Origin of the sequence: Pseudomonas sp. DWP3-1-3b3, from assembly GCF_049896305.1 — a bacterium.
Lineage (GTDB): Bacteria > Pseudomonadota > Gammaproteobacteria > Pseudomonadales > Pseudomonadaceae > Aquipseudomonas > Aquipseudomonas azotoformans_A.
Genome location: NZ_JAFCUA010000015.1, coordinates 61,699 through 78,206 on the forward strand (window position 1 = coordinate 61,699; position 16,508 = coordinate 78,206).

General features: G+C 62.4%; 15 protein-coding genes. 11 read left to right on the forward strand and 4 right to left on the reverse strand.

Features of this window, described 5'->3' with window-relative positions; translation table 11 throughout:
* Positions 1-41: 41 nt before the first annotated feature.
* Together ACP7BX_RS28900 and ACP7BX_RS28905 are read right to left on the reverse strand one after the other, a co-directional pair.
* Positions 42-941, reverse strand: a complete 900-nt coding sequence (locus ACP7BX_RS28900) for a PA4780 family RIO1-like protein kinase (protein ID WP_016977033.1) — start codon at positions 939-941, stop codon at positions 42-44.
* Between the two features lie 124 nt (positions 942-1,065).
* The gene (locus ACP7BX_RS28905) at positions 1,066-2,343 is read right to left on the reverse strand and encodes an acetyl-CoA C-acetyltransferase (RefSeq protein ID WP_314531748.1); all 1,278 of its coding nucleotides are present in this window, start codon (positions 2,341-2,343) and stop codon (positions 1,066-1,068) included.
* A 114-nt stretch (positions 2,344-2,457) separates the two neighbouring features.
* On the opposite strand from ACP7BX_RS28905, the gene ACP7BX_RS28910 reads away from it, so the two are divergent.
* From ACP7BX_RS28910 to ACP7BX_RS28925, 4 genes are all read left to right on the forward strand, one after another.
* Entirely contained in the window at positions 2,458-3,801 is a 1,344-nt protein-coding gene (locus ACP7BX_RS28910; RefSeq protein ID WP_426131496.1) for a 3-oxoacyl-ACP reductase, read from the forward strand.
* A 2-nt stretch (positions 3,802-3,803) separates the two neighbouring features.
* Positions 3,804-4,652, forward strand: coding sequence for a MaoC family dehydratase (locus ACP7BX_RS28915; protein WP_426131498.1), 849 nt, complete (start codon positions 3,804-3,806; stop codon positions 4,650-4,652).
* Positions 4,653-4,953: 301 nt separating this feature from the next.
* On the forward strand, positions 4,954-6,486 hold the full coding sequence (locus ACP7BX_RS28920; protein ID WP_426131500.1) for a collagen-like triple helix repeat-containing protein: 1,533 nt from the start codon (positions 4,954-4,956) through the stop codon (positions 6,484-6,486).
* A 187-nt stretch (positions 6,487-6,673) separates the two neighbouring features.
* The gene (locus ACP7BX_RS28925) at positions 6,674-8,356 is read left to right on the forward strand and encodes a ShlB/FhaC/HecB family hemolysin secretion/activation protein (RefSeq protein ID WP_426131502.1); all 1,683 of its coding nucleotides are present in this window, start codon (positions 6,674-6,676) and stop codon (positions 8,354-8,356) included.
* A 32-nt stretch (positions 8,357-8,388) separates the two neighbouring features.
* On the opposite strand, the gene ACP7BX_RS28930 is transcribed toward ACP7BX_RS28925, so the two are convergent.
* Together ACP7BX_RS28930 and ACP7BX_RS28935 are read right to left on the reverse strand one after the other, a co-directional pair.
* Complete coding sequence (locus ACP7BX_RS28930) at positions 8,389-8,790, reverse strand: response regulator (protein WP_269132756.1); 402 nt, start codon at positions 8,788-8,790, stop codon at positions 8,389-8,391.
* 47 nt (positions 8,791-8,837) lie between these two features.
* Positions 8,838-9,035 (reverse strand): Flp family type IVb pilin, encoded by a 198-nt coding sequence (locus ACP7BX_RS28935; RefSeq protein ID WP_269132754.1) that lies wholly within the window; start codon positions 9,033-9,035, stop codon positions 8,838-8,840.
* Between the two features lie 331 nt (positions 9,036-9,366).
* Between ACP7BX_RS28935 and cpaB the strand changes: the two genes are divergently transcribed.
* Genes cpaB through ACP7BX_RS28970 form a run of 7 tightly spaced genes read left to right on the forward strand, consistent with a single transcriptional unit; the run spans position 9,367 to position 16,508 of the window.
* Positions 9,367-10,311 (forward strand): Flp pilus assembly protein CpaB, encoded by a 945-nt coding sequence (gene cpaB, locus ACP7BX_RS28940; RefSeq protein ID WP_426131505.1) that lies wholly within the window; start codon positions 9,367-9,369, stop codon positions 10,309-10,311.
* A 19-nt stretch (positions 10,312-10,330) separates the two neighbouring features.
* Entirely contained in the window at positions 10,331-11,548 is a 1,218-nt protein-coding gene (locus ACP7BX_RS28945; protein ID WP_314531776.1) for a type II and III secretion system protein family protein, read from the forward strand.
* Positions 11,545-12,738, forward strand: coding sequence for a pilus assembly protein (locus ACP7BX_RS28950; RefSeq protein ID WP_269132752.1), 1,194 nt, complete (start codon positions 11,545-11,547; stop codon positions 12,736-12,738). Before ACP7BX_RS28945 ends, ACP7BX_RS28950 begins: the two co-directional genes overlap by 4 nt.
* The gene (locus ACP7BX_RS28955; protein ID WP_033897322.1) at positions 12,735-14,006 is read left to right on the forward strand and encodes a CpaF family protein; all 1,272 of its coding nucleotides are present in this window, start codon (positions 12,735-12,737) and stop codon (positions 14,004-14,006) included. Before ACP7BX_RS28950 ends, ACP7BX_RS28955 begins: the two co-directional genes overlap by 4 nt.
* A gap of 10 nt (positions 14,007-14,016) precedes the next feature.
* Positions 14,017-14,898 carry a type II secretion system F family protein gene (locus ACP7BX_RS28960; protein WP_426131508.1) on the forward strand — a complete coding sequence of 294 codons (882 nt, stop codon included), beginning with the start codon at positions 14,017-14,019 and terminating at the stop codon, positions 14,896-14,898.
* Between the two features lies 1 nt (position 14,899).
* Positions 14,900-15,787, forward strand: a complete 888-nt coding sequence (locus ACP7BX_RS28965) for a type II secretion system F family protein (protein ID WP_426131510.1) — start codon at positions 14,900-14,902, stop codon at positions 15,785-15,787.
* 10 nt (positions 15,788-15,797) lie between these two features.
* Positions 15,798-16,508 (forward strand): tetratricopeptide repeat protein, encoded by a 711-nt coding sequence (locus tag ACP7BX_RS28970; RefSeq protein WP_426131512.1) that lies wholly within the window; start codon positions 15,798-15,800, stop codon positions 16,506-16,508.

The window sequence follows — 16,508 nt, forward strand, 5'->3', positions numbered from 1 at the left end:
CAAGCCCGCTCCCACAGTTTTGATCTTCATCTACCCAAGAATCATTGCATCCAAGGCGGTGGCGGTGGCTCGTCCGGCACCTTGCTCGGTGGCGCATCATCCGCCGCGCGAATCGCCTGACGACGCTCCTCGTCCAGCCGTGCCGCTTCGATCTCGCGGATCACTCCGCCGACATCCGCCAGCTCTTCCGGCTCGTCGAACTCGCCGGTCAATACACTGGCCGGGTGCAGGGTGCCGGCTTCGTACAGTGCCCACATTTCCTTGGCGTACTTGGTCTTCTTCAGCTCCGGGGCAAAGCGCCCGAAGTAGGACGCCATGTTGCCCACATCGCGCTCCAGCATGCTGAAGGCGTGGTTGTTGCCCGCCGCATCCACCGCCTGGGGCAGGTCGATGATCACCGGGCCGGTCGGCGTGAGCAGCACGTTGAACTCGGACAGGTCACCGTGCACCAGGCCGGTACACAGCATCAACACGATCTGGGAAATCAGGAAGGCGTGGTATTCGCGCGCCTGGTCCGGTTCCAGCGTGACGTCGTTCAGACGCGGCGCCGCATCGCCGTACTCGTCGGCCACCAACTCCATCAGCAGCACGCCTTCGAGGAAGTCGAACGGCTGGGGCACGCGAACGCCCGCACCGGCCAGGCGGAACAGCGCCGCCACTTCGGCGTTCTGCCAGGCATCTTCGGTTTCTTTCTTGCCGAACTTGGAGCCCTTGGCCATGGCCCGGGCCTGCCGGCTGTTACGGACCTTACGGCCTTCCTGGTATTCGGATGCCTGACGAAAACTTCGTTTGTTCGCCTCCTTGTAAACCTTGGCGCAACGCAATTCGTTGCCGCAGCGCACCACATAAACAGCTGCTTCTTTACCACTCATGAGTGGGCGCAGCACTTCGTCGACCAGACCGTCTTCGATCAGGGGTTCAATGCGTTTAGGAGTCTTCATCAGCTTTTATTGTGGGTCCTTTATTACCAAATACGCGTATGGCACTCGTTATACGGCAATCAGCGCGTCGGTGGGAGGGGCTACCGACCGTTGATCACTCAAGAATGCAACCAATAGGCCAGTTTCAGCGTTCAATGATCGCCGTAACGCCCTGCCCGCCTGCCGCACAGATGGATATCAGCCCGCGGCCCTTGCCCGCCGCATCCAGCAACTTGGCCAGATTGGCGACGATACGTCCACCCGTGGCGGCAAACGGGTGTCCGGCGGCCAAGGAGCTGCCCTTTACATTGAGCCGGCTGCGGTCGATGGCGCCCAGGGGGGCGTCAAGCCCCAGACGTGTCTTGCAATAGTCCGCGTCTTCCCAGGCTTTAAGCGTGCACAACACTTGGGCAGCGAACGCTTCGTGGATCTCGTAGTAATCGAAGTCCTGCAACGTCAGACCGTTCCTCGCCAGCAAGCGCGGCACCGCATACACCGGCGCCATCAGCAGGCCTTCGGCACCGTTGACGAAATCCACTGCCGCCGCTTCGCCATCGCGCAAATACGCGAGGATCGGCAAACCGCGCTCCTTAGCCCAGGCTTCACTGCCCAAGAGCACCAGCGAGGCGCCATCGGTGAGCGGCGTCGAGTTGCCGGCGGTGAGCGTGCCTTTTTCGCTGCGCTCAAAAGCGGGCTTGAGGGCGGCGAGTTTTTCCAGGGTCAGGTCGGGGCGCAGGTTGTTGTCGCGGGTCAGGCCCAGAAACGGGGTGAGCAAATCGTTGTGCCAGCCTTCGGCGTAGGCGGCGGCCATTTTCTGGTGGCTTTCCAGGGCGAGCTGGTCCTGCTCGGCGCGGGGGATCTGCCAGGTTTGCGCCATCAATTCGCAGTGCTGGCCCATAGACAAACCGGTACGGGGTTCGCCGTTGCGCGGCAGTTCCGGCTTGAGGTGATGGGGACGAAGTTGTAACAGGACTTTTAATTTATCTGCCACGGATTTGCTGCGGTTGGCTTGCAACAGGATCTTACGCAGGCCTTCATTCACGCCAATGGGCGCGTCAGACGTCGTGTCCACCCCGCCGGCAATCCCGCATTCGATCTGGCCGAGGGCAATCTTGTTGGCCACCAGCAACGCTGCTTCCAGACCGGTGCCGCATGCCTGCTGGATATCATAGGCCGGGGTTTGCGGCGACAGGCGCGAACCGAGCACGCACTCGCGGGTCAGGTTGAAGTCGCGCGAATGCTTGAGCACCGCGCCAGCGGCCACCTCGCCCATGCGCAGGCCGTGCAGGTTGTAGCGTTCGATCAGGCCTTCCAGGGCGGCGGTCAGCATCGCCTGGTTGCTCGCCGTGGCGTAAGGGCCATTGGAGCGGGCAAACGGAATGCGGTTACCGCCGATGATCGCCACACGGCGCAATTGAGTCATGGAAAGCTCCCTTATGGTTATGGGTGGAATCATTCAGCCTAGCCTAGGCTCAATCGAACGAGTGCCACCCCGGGGTGGTCAACCCTTTGAACCCCAGCCTTCGGAGAGCGTTCCATGTCTGACCGTTATATCGACTTCGCCAACTCAAGCCTCGGCCATCGCCTGGTCGCCGCCCTTGGCCTGCCGTCACCGGTACGCCTGGAACGCTGGCAAGCCGGGCGCCTGCGTCCGGTGGAAGGTGCATTGCTGCTGAGCGGCGGCGCGCTGGCGAGCAACGTACAGGCGTTTGCCCACAAGCTTACCGACGCGATTTATACCTACGGCACCGAGACATCGACGTGGATCCCCGGACACGGTCCCAAGCTCAAGGCCGTGGTGTTCGACGCCAGCGAGTTGCAACACACCGATCAACTCAAACAGCTGCGCGAATTCTTCCAGCCGCTGCTGAAAAACCTGGATAACAGCGCGCACTTGGTGATCCTCGGCCGCGCGCCGGAAAGCCTCAGCGATCCCTTCGCCGCCAGCGCCCAGCGCGCCCTGGAAGGGTTCAGCCGTTCGCTGGCCAAGGAACTGCGCAATGGCGGCGTGTTGCAATTGCTCTACGTGGGCGACGGTGCCGAGGATCAATTGGAAGGTGCGTTGCGCTTCTTCCTCTCGCCCAAGAGCGCGTATATCTCCGGCCAGGTCATTCGCCTGGAAGCTTGCGCCACACCTGTCGAGGACTGGACGCGGCCCCTGGCCGGGCGCAAGGCGCTGGTCACCGGTGCTGCCCGAGGCATTGGTGCCTCCATCGCCGAAACCCTGGCCCGCGACGGTGCCGAAGTGATCCTGCTCGACGTGCCCCAGGCCAAGGCCGACCTCGAAGCCCTGGCTGCGCGCCTGGGGGCACGCACGGTCGCGCTGGATATCTGCGCCGCAGATGCCGCCAGCCAATTGATCGAACACCTGCCCGATGGCCTCGACATCCTAGTGCACAACGCCGGCATCACCCGTGACAAAACCCTGGCCAACATGACCCCGGAATACTGGGACGCGGTGCTGGCGGTGAACCTCAATGCGCCACAAGTACTGACCCAGGCGTTGCTCGACAGCGGCACCCTGCATGACAACGCCCGCGTGGTGTTGCTGGCGTCGATCAGCGGCATTGCCGGTAACCGTGGGCAGACCAACTATGCTGCGAGCAAGGCCGGATTGATCGGCCTCGCCCAAGCGTGGGCACCGCTGCTCAAGGCGCGCGGCATCAGCATCAATGCGGTGGCCCCCGGCTTTATCGAAACCCAGATGACTGCGCATATTCCATTTGCCTTGCGTGAGGCCGGACGGCGCATGAGTTCGCTGGGCCAGGGCGGCCTGCCGCAGGACGTCGCCGAAGCGGTGGCGTGGCTCGGCCAACCGGGCTCCGGTGCGGTCAGCGGGCAAGCGCTGCGGGTGTGTGGGCAAAGCCTCTTGGGAGCATAAGCATGCAATGGAAGACGCTAGGCACTACGCCATTCCTGCCGCCGCTGTATTGGCGTGCGGCGCTCAAACGCAAGATCACCGGTAACACGCTGCCCGAGCAGGGGTTGCGCTGCCGGGTGAGCATCGATCCCAAGCAGATGGCGGCGTATCGTAAGGTCTGCGGTTTTGCGCAGAGCCCGATCCTGCCGGCGACCTATCCGCATATCCTGGCGTTCGGGTTGCAGATGCGACTGCTCACCGACAACAGTTTTCCCTTCCCGCTGCTGGGGTTGATTCACCTGAGTAACCGCATCCGCATTCATCGCCCGCTCGGGGGGGTGAGTGAGTTGTCTGTCGGTGTCCACACGCAGAACCTCAGACCCCATCCCAAAGGCGCGACCTTTGACCTGATCACCACCGTCGAGGACTCACTCGGCCTGCTATGGGAAGCCGAAAGCCGCATGCTGTGCCGGGGCGTGAAGCTGGAAGGTGAACCCGAGGATGACACCCAACCCTGCCCCATCCAGGTCAACGAACTGACCCGCTGGAAAGCCCCCGCCGATATCGGCCGCCGTTATGCACGGGTTTCCGGCGACTACAACCCGATTCACCTCAGCGCCATCACCGCCAAGCTGTTCGGTTTCCCCCAGGCCATTGCCCACGGGCTGTGGAACAAGGCGCGCACCCTAGCCGCCCTTGGCGAACACTTGCCCGCCGCCAATATCGAGATCAGCGTCGAGTTCAGAAAACCCGTGCGCCTGCCCGGTGAAGTGACGTTATTGGCCAGCGCCGCCGGTTCCAGCGGTGAGTTATGGTTGAAAGGCGCTGGCGATATTGAACATATGGTAGGCAAGTGGCGGCCGATCGCCTGAAATAACTCGATTAATTGTATATATACACCCTAAGTACTAGCGGACTTTTTCAGGTCCGCTTTTTTATTCAAGTCACTGATAATCAAGATATATACATCTTGATACATCCCAGGCTTATACCCTTGGTATTAGTCACTTAAACGGTACACCTGCGCCGTATATAAATCGTTAATACCAAGTAGAGCATTGAGCGAAAGCACCGCCGGGGCTGTTATAGCCACACGGACAAACATATCGCTATCCCCAGAAATAGCGAGTGTTTGAAGACAACCAAGGTTGTACAGGTGCAAGGAACTCAATCATGAAAACTCAAGTCGTGTTTTGGAAAGCAAGTACCGCGCTGGCCCTGGCAGTAGCACTGGCACTCGGCGGCTGCAGCAGCGGTGGCGGTGGGCATCACAGTGGCGGATCTTCCGATGCCGGCGCTGGCGCAGGTGGTGGTACAGGCGGCGGTACCGGTGGCGGAACTGGTGGCGGCACCGACCCTGGCACCACCCCCGGCGGCGGCTCGACGCCATTGGTCACCGCCACGGTGGTCGACACCCTCGGCGATACCGTGACCGGCCTCGGCGGCACCGTGCGCAGCCTGGGCACCACCCTTGGCAGCCTGCCAATCGTGGGCGCCACTGCCGGTGGCCTGGTCAACGCGACCGGAAACGCCGTCGGCAGCATCGGCACTGGCCTTTCAGACGGCCTGGGTTCGCTGGGCACTGACAGCAATGCACTGGGCAAAACCGTCGCTGGCGTGGCCAACGGGGTTTCCGACCTGGGCGATGGCGTGACCGTCACCGGTACTAACGTTGCTACCCTGCTGGGCAATGTGCCTGTAGTCGGCGGCGCTGCACCGGTCGTCGGCAATGTGGTGGGCAAGGTCGGCAATGCCGTGACCATGCTCGGCGACACCCTCAGCACCGCCAGTACCACTGGCCCACTCGGTTCGGTCACCAACACCGTAGGCGCGAAAGTGTTGGTGCCGGTGGTCTCCCTGGTGGAAAACACCACCGGTAAAGTCGGCACCGCCACCGGTCTCGACAAGCCCGTGGGTGGCCTGCTGCAGAAAGTCGGCGATACCGTCGACGGCCTCGGCGATAAAGTCGCTGGCGCAGGCGGCACCGGCAACCCTGTGACCGGCGCCGTAGGCAACGTGCTCAATGGTGTCGGCACCGTGGTCGGCAAGGCCGGTGGTTATGTCGACCCGGATGCAGATAGCAATGGTGGCGGCAGCGGCGGTGGGACCGGCGGCGGCACTAACCCGCTGGGCTTGCCTGAACTCATCGGCGGCATCATCGCAGGCGCTGGCAGCGGCCTGGATGCGGGCAGCACCAATGGCGTGGTCAGTGCGACCGGCGTGACCGGCGTCAAAGCCGGCACCACCGTGGCCTCGCTGGGCACTCTCCTGGGTGGCAGCGGCACGCCCAACACGGCGGCAGGCGCCCCCGTTGCCGGGCTGACCAGCCAGATCGGCGGCGCACTCAACCCCGTCACCAGTGGCGTGCAGAGCTTGACCCAAAACGTCGGCAATGCCACTGGCCTGGGTGGCCCGGTCAACGGCCTGGTCACGAATGTCGGCGGCGCCGTCAGCGGCCTCGGCGGCAAAATCAGCGGCACCAATGCCAACCCGGTCACCAACGCCCTGGGCGGCACCGTGACCGCAGTGGGTGGCACCGTGGCGTCAATTGGCGGCCTGGTCACCGGTGGCACCAATACCGGCGGCGGCTTGCTCGGTGGTGGCCTCAATGTGGGTGCTGGTGCCTCGGCGGGCGCCGGGGCAGGCGCCAGTGCAAATGGTGGTCTTCTGGGCGGGCTGTTGGGTGGCCTGACCGGCAAAAAATAGAATTGCACCTGGCCGATTAGACGGCCTCACCTACAGCGCCTACGCTTGGTTGAGACGAGAGACCCCACTAAGTCTCTCGTCTTTTTTATGGGTCAGTGATCGATCCCTGAAAGTCCCCCGAACCGCGCCCCCAGAGCCCGGCGGGAATCTGCGAAACGCTGCAGCAATTTTGACCATGGAGTGTCCTATGCGCGCTTTGACGCCGTTGTTGTTGCTCACCCTCAGTGCTTACGCCCACGCCGATACCCTACCCAGTTTCCTCAACAGCAACGACACCATCCGCAACCTGCCCGTGCCCAACCTGCCCGCCGACGCCTACCGACCGGCCGCCACACCGACCCAGGTTCCGGTGCCAGCGGCGACCGCCGGGCAACCGCTGCTGATGGACACCAAAGTGACCATCCGCAAACTGCAGATCGACGGCGGCACGGTGTACCCGCTCAAGGAAGTCGCCCAGGTTTTCGAGCCGCTGATTGGCCATGAAACCAACCTGGCGCAACTGATCGAAGCCACCCGCAGCATTACCCGCCGTTACCAAGAGGACGGCTACCTGCTGTCCTATGCCTACCTGCCGGAGCAACGCTTCGAAGGTGGCCTGGTACACGTGGTGTTGGTGGAGGGTTATATCCGCGATTACCAAGTGCAAGGCGACACCGGTTCGGTCTCGTCCTACATCGACAAGCTGGCGGAAAAACTCAAGGCCGAGCGCCCGCTCACGCGCAAGACATTCGAACGCTACACCACGCTGATGAGCGCCATCCCTGGCCTCACCGTGCAAGCCCTGGTGCCGCCACCCAACACCACCGATGGCGGCGCGCATATGCAGGTCACTGCCAGCCGCAAACCCTTTACCACCAGCATGAGCCTCAATGAAGCCAACCGCGGCGGCACCCAGGCGCTGCTGACCGCCACCAGCAACTCGTGGACGTCCATGGGCGAACAACTGAGCGTCAGCGGCCTGTTCCCACCGGGCGAAGACAAAGAGCATTACTACCGCGCGAGCTACAGCCAATTCATCAACGCCGAGGGCACCCAACTTGCGCTCTCGGGCGAACGCTACCGCGCCGATCCCAAGACCGGGCTGCAATTGGGCGACGGCCTGGAACTCAAGCCACACCAGGAAATCGACCGTTACTCCATTGGTCTCAGCCACCCCTTTATCGCCTCGCCCAGCGAGTCATTGAGCCTGGGCACGCGCCTCTACGCCGTCGACCAGACCAACCGCTACAAGATCGACGGTTTCCCGCAACGCTTTGAACTGGAAACAGACCTGCGCGCCCTGGCATTCGAAGGTGACTGGCGCAAGGCCGACACCACGCAGTTGCGCATCATCAGCGGTGGCATCTACCAAGGCATCAATGGCCTGGGCGCCAAGGCCCGCACGGATTTCGGCGGCCTCAAGCAGGACCTCGACTTCTTCCGCCTGCGCCTGTCCGGCGTGCAGAGCAACAAGCTGTTCGATAACTGGCAAGGCGTGCTATCCGGCGCGCTCTACTGGAGCAACGATTACTTGCCCGACAGCGAACGCGCCACCTTCGGCGGGCAAAGCTTCGGCCGCGGCTATCCGGATGACCAGGGCACCGGCGACAAGGGCTGGGGCCTGGCCTACGAGGTCAACTACAGCTACAACCGCGCCGGCGACTGGGTGAGGATCCTGCAACCCTACGTGGTGTTCGACCGCGCCAAGACCTGGTTCAACGACGTGCCGGTCAAAGGCAACGACCTGTCATCGGCGGCGCTGGGCCTGCGCTTTGGTGATGCCAAGTACTACAACATCGCGCTGGAAGTCGCCAAGCCGATGTCGGACGTGGCATTGGACAGCTACGATCGGCGGCCGCGGTATTCGTTGAGTTTCAGCTACCAGTTGTAACCGGACCCTGTAGGCGCCTGGGATAGCGGCGCCTACAGTCTGGTTTTGGGGAGAGGAAACAGGTTGTTCAAGGTATCGATCAACCGCACCAGGTAGATCGGTTTGCGAAACAGGTCCAGCACCTGCAGGCGCAGCATGTCGCTCACATCATCCATTTCCGCATGGCCCGACATCACAATCACCGGCAGGTGTGAGCGTGAGGTGTGTTCGCGCAGGCGCTTGATCAAGGAAATGCCACTTTCCTCGGGCATGCGCAGGTCCGTGATGACCAGCGCGATGTCCGGGTGAAGTGTCAGTTCTTGCAGGGCGAAGGTGACGGAAGTGGCAGTGAAACAGACAAATCCCTCGTTTTCGAGGGATTCGGCGAGTTCGATAAGAGCATCCTCTTCGTCGTCCACCAATAGAATTTGCTGGCGTGAAGAAGACGCGCTCATGGCATTACCTGCAAAAGGGGATAGTCATAACGGCAGCCAAAAATCAATCAAGTCCCCGTCGGCATGCCGGAAGACATGTTAGTGAAGATTGTCTTTATCTTAGTTCCCAGCCCGGTCCCGGCACCCACAATAACGAGCGCGACTAACGCCACGACAATGGCGTACTCAATACCTGAAGCTCCCTCTTTGCGGCTGAAGAAAAGTTGCGTATGGACATAAAGTTTCAACACCAGGTCAAGGAACATAAGACTTCTCCCTAAAACGCCACTGGAAGCCGGAACGGCTCTAGTACCAGATGATCGCGGCGTGCTACTAGAGCATTGTCAACAAACCTCAGCCTCACAACTGTAATAACGGATTAATCACAAAGTATTAGTCGTAACGTTGACGCCATAAACCCCCACCCTGAAAGGCTGCTTTTATAGTTCAGATAAATTTTTCCTGGGGTAATGGCATTTCGTCCTAGCTGAGCTACCTTCAAATAGCCAAATCGTTAGATGTTCATCACAGCCAGGTTGCGGATTAACCCATTCGAATTAATCGGGTGTGCAGTGCAACGGGAAAGGGAGAGCCGTCATGAACAGTCGCATCAGCATGGTCCTGGCCGGCTTGCTGCTGATCGGGGCCTTGATCGCCGGGTACTGGGGGCTTGTTCTGAGTCGCGCACCGGAGCCTGTCGCAGCCCCTGCCACACCTGTCGTTTCTGTTGATCACACTGCCGCTGCCGTTGAAGACCCAACCCGCCAACCGGTGGTGGTCTTGGTGCATGACGTGCCTGCCTTTATGCCACTGACCGCCGCCGACCTGGCCGTCGAAAAACTGCTCACCGCCCCCGCCGGCAGCCTGACCCAGCTCGACCAGGCCATCGGCCGCACGCCCCTGCGCACACTGGGTGCGGGCACATGGCTCACCGAAGAAAGCTTCAGCGCCGGCGGCCCGCTCGCGCGCATGATCCGCCCGAACGAGCGCGCCCTGGCCGTAGCGGTGGATGAAGTGAGCGGCGCCGGAGGTCAATTGACGCCCGGCGACTACGTGGATGTGCTGCTGTTCCTGCGCCAGGATACCGACAACGCCGAACAGTCGGCGCAGATCGTTCTTCCGGCCATGCGCCTGCTCAGCGTCGGTGACCAATTGGGCCTGGCCAACGATGGCAAACCTGCGGTTCCTCCTCCGGCCACGCCTGAAGAACGCGTCCAAGCTGCCCAACGCCGAGCCGGCGCACGCACCGTGGTGCTGGCCGTGCCGGAGCCACTGTTAAGCCGCCTGATGCTCGCGGCCCAAGCCGGTGTGTTGCGCCTGGCCGTGCGCAGCGCCGAGGAGCAACTGCTCAGCCGCTACTGGGCCGGGGAAAGCGATGCGTCAGAGCGATTGGAAAGCGCCAACCGCGACCTCTACCAATTCACCCAACTGGCCCTGGTCGGCCCGCCCAAACGCGTCGCCCAAACCTCCACCGCTGGGCCCGGCGTACGCCGTGGCATTGAAGTGATTCGCGGCGCCCAAGCGGCGCCACAAACTCCGTGATCGAGCAAGGATGCCTTGAATGAGCCATCGCTACGCACCCCTGTTCACGCAACTGGCCTGGGCCCTGATGCTGTCGAGCCTGCCGGTCGGCATGGCCGTGGCGGCGCCGGGCAACTGCAGCGCCTTGGGCCAGTTGCCCGCCGTGGTCGAGGTGGGAGAAGGCCTGCAACAAGAGCTGCAATCGCCAGTAGCCATCACACGCCTGGCCATCGGCGACCCGAAAGTCGCCGATGTGCGGGTCAATGGCGACCGCAATTTTCTGCTGACCGGTGTCTCGTCCGGCGCCACCAGCCTGATGGTGTGGACCGCCTGCGCCAGCACGCCGCGCCAGAGCATGGTGTTCGTCAAGGGCAAGGCGACGTCGGCGTTGACCAGCTTGTCGCTGTCGCCGTCGGAAGACCCGTCGCTGCCCAGCCAGGTGCAGACGGATATCCGCTTTGTCGAGGTCAGTCGTACCAAACTCAAGGAAGCCAGCACTCGGCTGCTGGGCACGGGCGCGAACTTTTTCCTCGGTAGCCCCAACCTGTTGTCTCCCTCGGAAGGCGTGTTCAAACTGCCGGTGAACACCGAAAGCTTCAACGTCGGCTTTGGCGGCGGTCGGGTCAAAGCCATGATCAACGCCCTGGAACGCAGCGGCTTTGCCTACACCTTGGCGCGCCCGAGCCTGGTGGCCATGAGCGGCCAGAGCGCCTCTTTCCTGGCGGGCGGCGAGGTGCCGATCCCGGTGCCCAGCGCCGGCAGCGACACCATTTCCATCGAATACAAGGAGTTCGGCATCCGCCTGACCCTGACCCCCACGGTGATTGACCGCAATCGTATTTCCCTCAAGGTGGCGCCAGAGGTTAGCGAGCTGGACTACAGCAACGCCGTGCAGATCCAAGGCATCCAGGTGCCCGCCCTGACGGTGCGCCGCACCGACACCAGCGTGTCCCTGGCCGATGGCGAGAGTTTTGTGATCAGCGGCCTGATCAGCAGCAACAACCGCTCCACCATCAACAAGTTTCCAGGGCTGGGTGACATCCCGATCCTCGGTGCGTTTTTCCGCGACTCCAACATCAGCCGCGAAGAAAAAGAACTGTTGATGATCGTCACGCCGCACCTGGTGCAACCCTTGGCGGCCAATGCCCAACTGCCCTCCTTGCCGGGCGAGAAACTGCGCAGCTACGACCCGAACTGGTTCCGCTTGTTCTTCCTGGAAAACGGCAACTTCGACCGTCGCAGTGGACTTTCCCAATGAGCGATAGCCTGAGCCAGACCTTCCTCGCCATCACCCGCAACACCACTGACCTGGAGTGGCTGCAGGGCGCCCTGGCGCCCCTGGGCCAAGTCGTCAGCGCAGGCACCGGCAGCCTCGACGAACTGCTGGCGCTGGTGGACGTGACCTTCGCCAACCTGGTGTTCGTCGGCCTGGACCGCGAAAACGTCGTGGCCCAGAGCGCACTCATCGAAGGCGCACTGGAAGCCAAGCCGATGCTCGCCGTGGTCGCCCTGGGCGATGGCATGGACAACCAGTTGGTCCTGAATGCGATGCGCGCCGGCGCCCGCGATTTCGTCGCCTACGGTTCGCGCTCCAGTGAAGTGGCGGGCCTGGTGCGACGCTTGAGCAAGCGCCTGCCCACCGTCACGCCCAACACACAGCTGGGCGGCCTGACCGTATTGTTTGGCACCCAGAGCAATGCCGATGGCGCAATGTTGGCCACCCACCTGGCGCTGGTCGTACAGAAAAGCGGCCAGCAAACCCTGCTGCTCGACCTCGGCCTGCCGCGCAGCGACAGCCTGGCCCTGCTGGGCCTGGAAAGCACCTTCAATTTCGGCGATGCGTTGCGGCATTTGCGCCGCCTCGATACCACCCTGATCAACAGCGCCTTCACCACGGCCCTGGGCGGGCTGCGCATCCTGGCCTACGCCACCGGTGACGAACCGCTCAAACTCACCAGTGCCGCCGAACTGTTCATGTTGCTCAGTGCGCTGCGCCAACATTTCCAGCACATCGTTGTGAACATTACCGGGCAACCCGACAGCGAAGCCCTGCGCACCTTTGTCAGCCACTGCGACAAGCTGCTGTGGTGCACCGACCAGAGCGTGTTGGACTGTCGCCGCAACCTGGCGATACTCAACCGTTGGCGCGAAAAAGGCATGAAACTCGATCACGCCAAGCTGGTGGTGGACCGCTATATCAAGGCGTGCGCACCCGACACCGAAGCCCTGGAAAAAAGCTTCGGCCTTGAGTGCATCGCCGTGCTTCCCCTGAGCGCCGAGCTGCGCCTGAATGTGAAAAACCAGGGCCAGACCCTGTTTGCCCTGGCCCCGCGTGAACCCTTGACCCAAGCCGTGCGCACCTTGGGCGAGCGCCTGGCGAAGCGATCCGAAGGCTTGGCAAAACCTTCAATGCGCTGGTTTGAACGCATCCTGGGGTCGGGACGATGAACGGCGAAAAACTGTTTGGCGGCCCGGCCCGCACTGCCGGTGGCAACAGCGATCACGATGGCTTGAAGCTGGTGCTGCACCGCTACATCATCGACGCCATCGAGGAGTCGGGTAAGAACCTGCTCGAAGGCACGCGCCAGTCCCTGGCGCAATTTGTCATCGACAAGGTCTCCGAATACATCACGCGCATGCGCCTGGCGATCTCGCGTTATGAGATGGAGCGCCTGGCCGAAGAAATCGTTGACGAACTCACCGGCTTCGGCCCGCTGGAAGTGCTGCTGCGTGACCCCTCGGTGACGGAAATCCTGGTCAACGGGCCACATCGGGTGTTTATCGAACGCGATGGCCTGCTACACCAGAGTGACCTGCGCTTTATCGACGACCACCACGTGGAGCGTGTGATGCAACGCATCCTCGCGCCGCTGGGCCGGCGCCTGGATGAGTCCTCACCGATGGTGGATGCGCGCTTGCCCGATGGCAGCCGGGTCAACGCGATCATCCCGCCGATTGCCCTGGATGGCCCGTGCCTGTCGATCCGGAAATTCCGCAAGGACATGCTCAAGAGCAGCGACTTGGTCGCCATGCAGACCATTGATCAAAGCATCTTCGAATTTTTCCAGGAGGCCGTGGGCAAGCGCTGCAATATCTTGATCAGCGGCGGCACCGGCACCGGCAAGACCACACTGCTGAACATCCTCAGCCAGTTGATCAACCCCCATGAACGCCTGGTGACCATCGAAGACGTCGCCGAACTGCAACTGGGCCATCCCCATGTGGTGCGCCTGGAAACCCGTCCGCCGAACGCCGAGGGCCATGGTGAAGTGCGCTCCAGCGACCTGATCCGCAACGCCCTGCGGATGCGCCCGGACCGCATCATCCTCGGGGAAATCCGTGGCGTGGAAGTGCTCGACGTGATGACGGCCATGAACACCGGCCACGACGGCTCCATGAGCACCGTGCACGCCAACAATGCCCAGGATGCGTTGCTGCGCCTGGAAACCCTGGTGGGCCTGACCGGCCGCGTGGTCGCCGAAAAAACCCTGCGCCAGATGATCTGCGCTGCGCTGGACGTGATCATCCAACTGACGCGCATGCCTGATGGCCGTCGCTGCGTCAGCGAAGTCGTGGAAGTGGTCGGCGTGCGCGAAGACGTGTATGTCACCAACACCCTGTTCCGCCTGGACCGGCGCACCGGCTTCGGTTTCCTGCGCGAGGCCATCAACCCGGCGGGCGACAAACTGCGCCGCGAATCGGCCTTGCAGTCATAGGGAGCGCGTGATGCTAGGACCGGTGTTGTTGCTTGTTTGCCTGCTGCTGATCGGCCTGTCGTTCTGGCAACTTCAGCATGGCCTGCGCAAGGCCCAGACCGACCGCGTACTGGAACGCCTCGGCCAGGGCCAGCCCGAAGCACAGGACGTCAACACCACGTGGACGGGCCTTGAGCGGATGTTTCAGCGTGCCGGGTTGGGCAAACCCACCGACCGCCTTGGCCTGTGGGTGAGCGCCTGGGTGATCGGCGCATTGTTGGGCTGGTTGCTCGCCGACGGCTTGGGCCTGATCGCAATGATCGTGGCCCCCCCCCTGTTCCTGCGGGTGTACATCAGCTGGCGTTATCAACGCCGCGTACAACGCATGGTCGAGCAACTGCCGCAGTTGCTCGACCACAGCGTGCGCAGCCTCAAATCCGGCAGAACCTTGGCCGATGCCGTATTGGGCGGCGTCGAGAGCACTGAAAACCCGCTCAAGGAAGCCATGGGCCGTGTGCAGCGCAACGTGCGCATGGGCGTCAGCCTGCCGGACTCGGTCAGCGACTTTGCCGAGTTCTACGAACAGGACGAATTCCGCCTGTTCGCCTTGGGCTTGAAGGTCAACCACCGCTATGGCGGCAATGCCAGTGAGCTGCTGGAAAACCTGATCAAGATGATCCGCGAACGGGAACAGGGCGCCCGTCAACTCAAGGCCATGACCGGCGAAACCCGCATGACCGCCTACGTGCTCGGCGGGCTGCCGATACTGATCGTGGGCTACTTCATCATCGTCAATCCCGATTACCTGATGACCATGTGGAACGACGGCACGGGGCGCATCATGCTGTTCAGCGCGCTGGCCATGGACATCAGCGGCACCTTGCTCATGTGGCGCATGCTGAGGAGTGTGTGAGATGGCCCTGCTGGCCTGTGCCTTGTTGTTACTCGCCGCCCTGGTCTTGGTGGGCGGCCAGTTGTTCGAAAACCGCCGGCGTGATCGCCAGGTAGCTGAACGCCTGCAAGGGCGCATGGGTGGCGATGCCAAATTCGGTACGCTGTTGCGCCAACTCGGCGCAAGCAGCCTGGCGCAGCGCTCGGTCAGCCTGGACAACGAGACCCAGGTGTTGCTCAACCGCATCGGTTGGCGCAAGGCCAGCCAACGCTCGATGTTTGCGGCCTTTCAGATCGGCTTGCCGATCGTTCTCTTGGGCCTGACCTTCCTCGGCCAGCAGATTTTTTTCCCTGACATGGACCCCGCCTGGATTGCGCCCCTGTTTGGCCTGGGCATCGGCTACCTGCTGCCCAAACGCGTGCTGGCCGCCGCCGCCAAGCATCGTCAGCAGGCCATCGCCAAAGAGATCTCAACCTTCATTCCGCTGCTGCGCATCCTCTTCGAATCGGGCATGGCAGTTGAACAGTCATTGCGCGTAATGGGCACCGAAGCCCAACGCTTGCTCCCTCACCTCACCCACGAATTGCGCCTGATCCTGGCACGGGTCGACTCCGGGTTGGAGCTGGGCGAAGAACTCGGCAAGACCGTGCGCGTGTTGGAGGTGGATGAATTCACGGACACCTGCATCATTCTCCAACAATTGATCCAGCAGGGCGGCGGCGCGATGAAGTCCTTGCTGGCGCTCAAGCAACTGCTCGACGACCGCCGCCTGACCCGCCTGCAGGAATACATTTCGAAGATGTCGGCAAAGATGTCAGTGGTGATGATGGTGTTTCTGTTCCCTGCGTTGCTGATCGTGCTCGGCGGCCCGGCCTTTATCGGCATCGCCCGTGCGTTGGTCCATTTTTGAGGAGACGTTGATGAAAGTACTGATTGCCGGCATGGCCTTGCTGATGCTCGGCGGCTGCGCCACCAACGGCCAATCGCCCTGGGCCGCGCTGACCTCGCCGGGCAGTTGCGCCAAGCCGAGTTCGGAGCAGGAACTGGCGCTCAACCTGTCCGATGATTTAGCCAACGAAGGCAAGCTGCACGCCAGCCTGGCGAACCTGCAGAACCTGCCCGACGCCTTGCCTCAGGTGCGTCAACGCAAGGCCCGCACGTACCGCCTGCTCGGGCGCAGTGAAGCCGAGCCGCTGTACCGCAGCCTGCTCGGCACCTGCATGACCGCCGAGGGTGAGCACGGCCTGGGGCAGCTGGCGGTCGCCAAGGGCGACAACGGCCTGGCCATGACTCACCTGCAACGGGCGGCGCAGCTGGCGCCCACCGACGAAAAGATCCGCAATGACTTGGGTGTGGTGTACCTCAACCAATTGCGCGTGGAAGACGCTCGCTTTGAGTTCATGACCGCCATCGAACTCAAGCAGGGCGACCCGTTGGCCGCCGTCAACCTGGTAACGCTGTTGATCTATCAGGATGACTGGGGGCAAGCGGCCAAAGTGGTCAGCCAACTGGGCCTGAGCCGCGAGCAAGTCACGGACGCCCAGGCCCGTGCGGAAAAACTCAAGGGTGCCCGCACGGCGGCGCGCAAAGTCGCGACAGTCCGCGATGGCCTGCCGGTGAGCCTCAAGTAA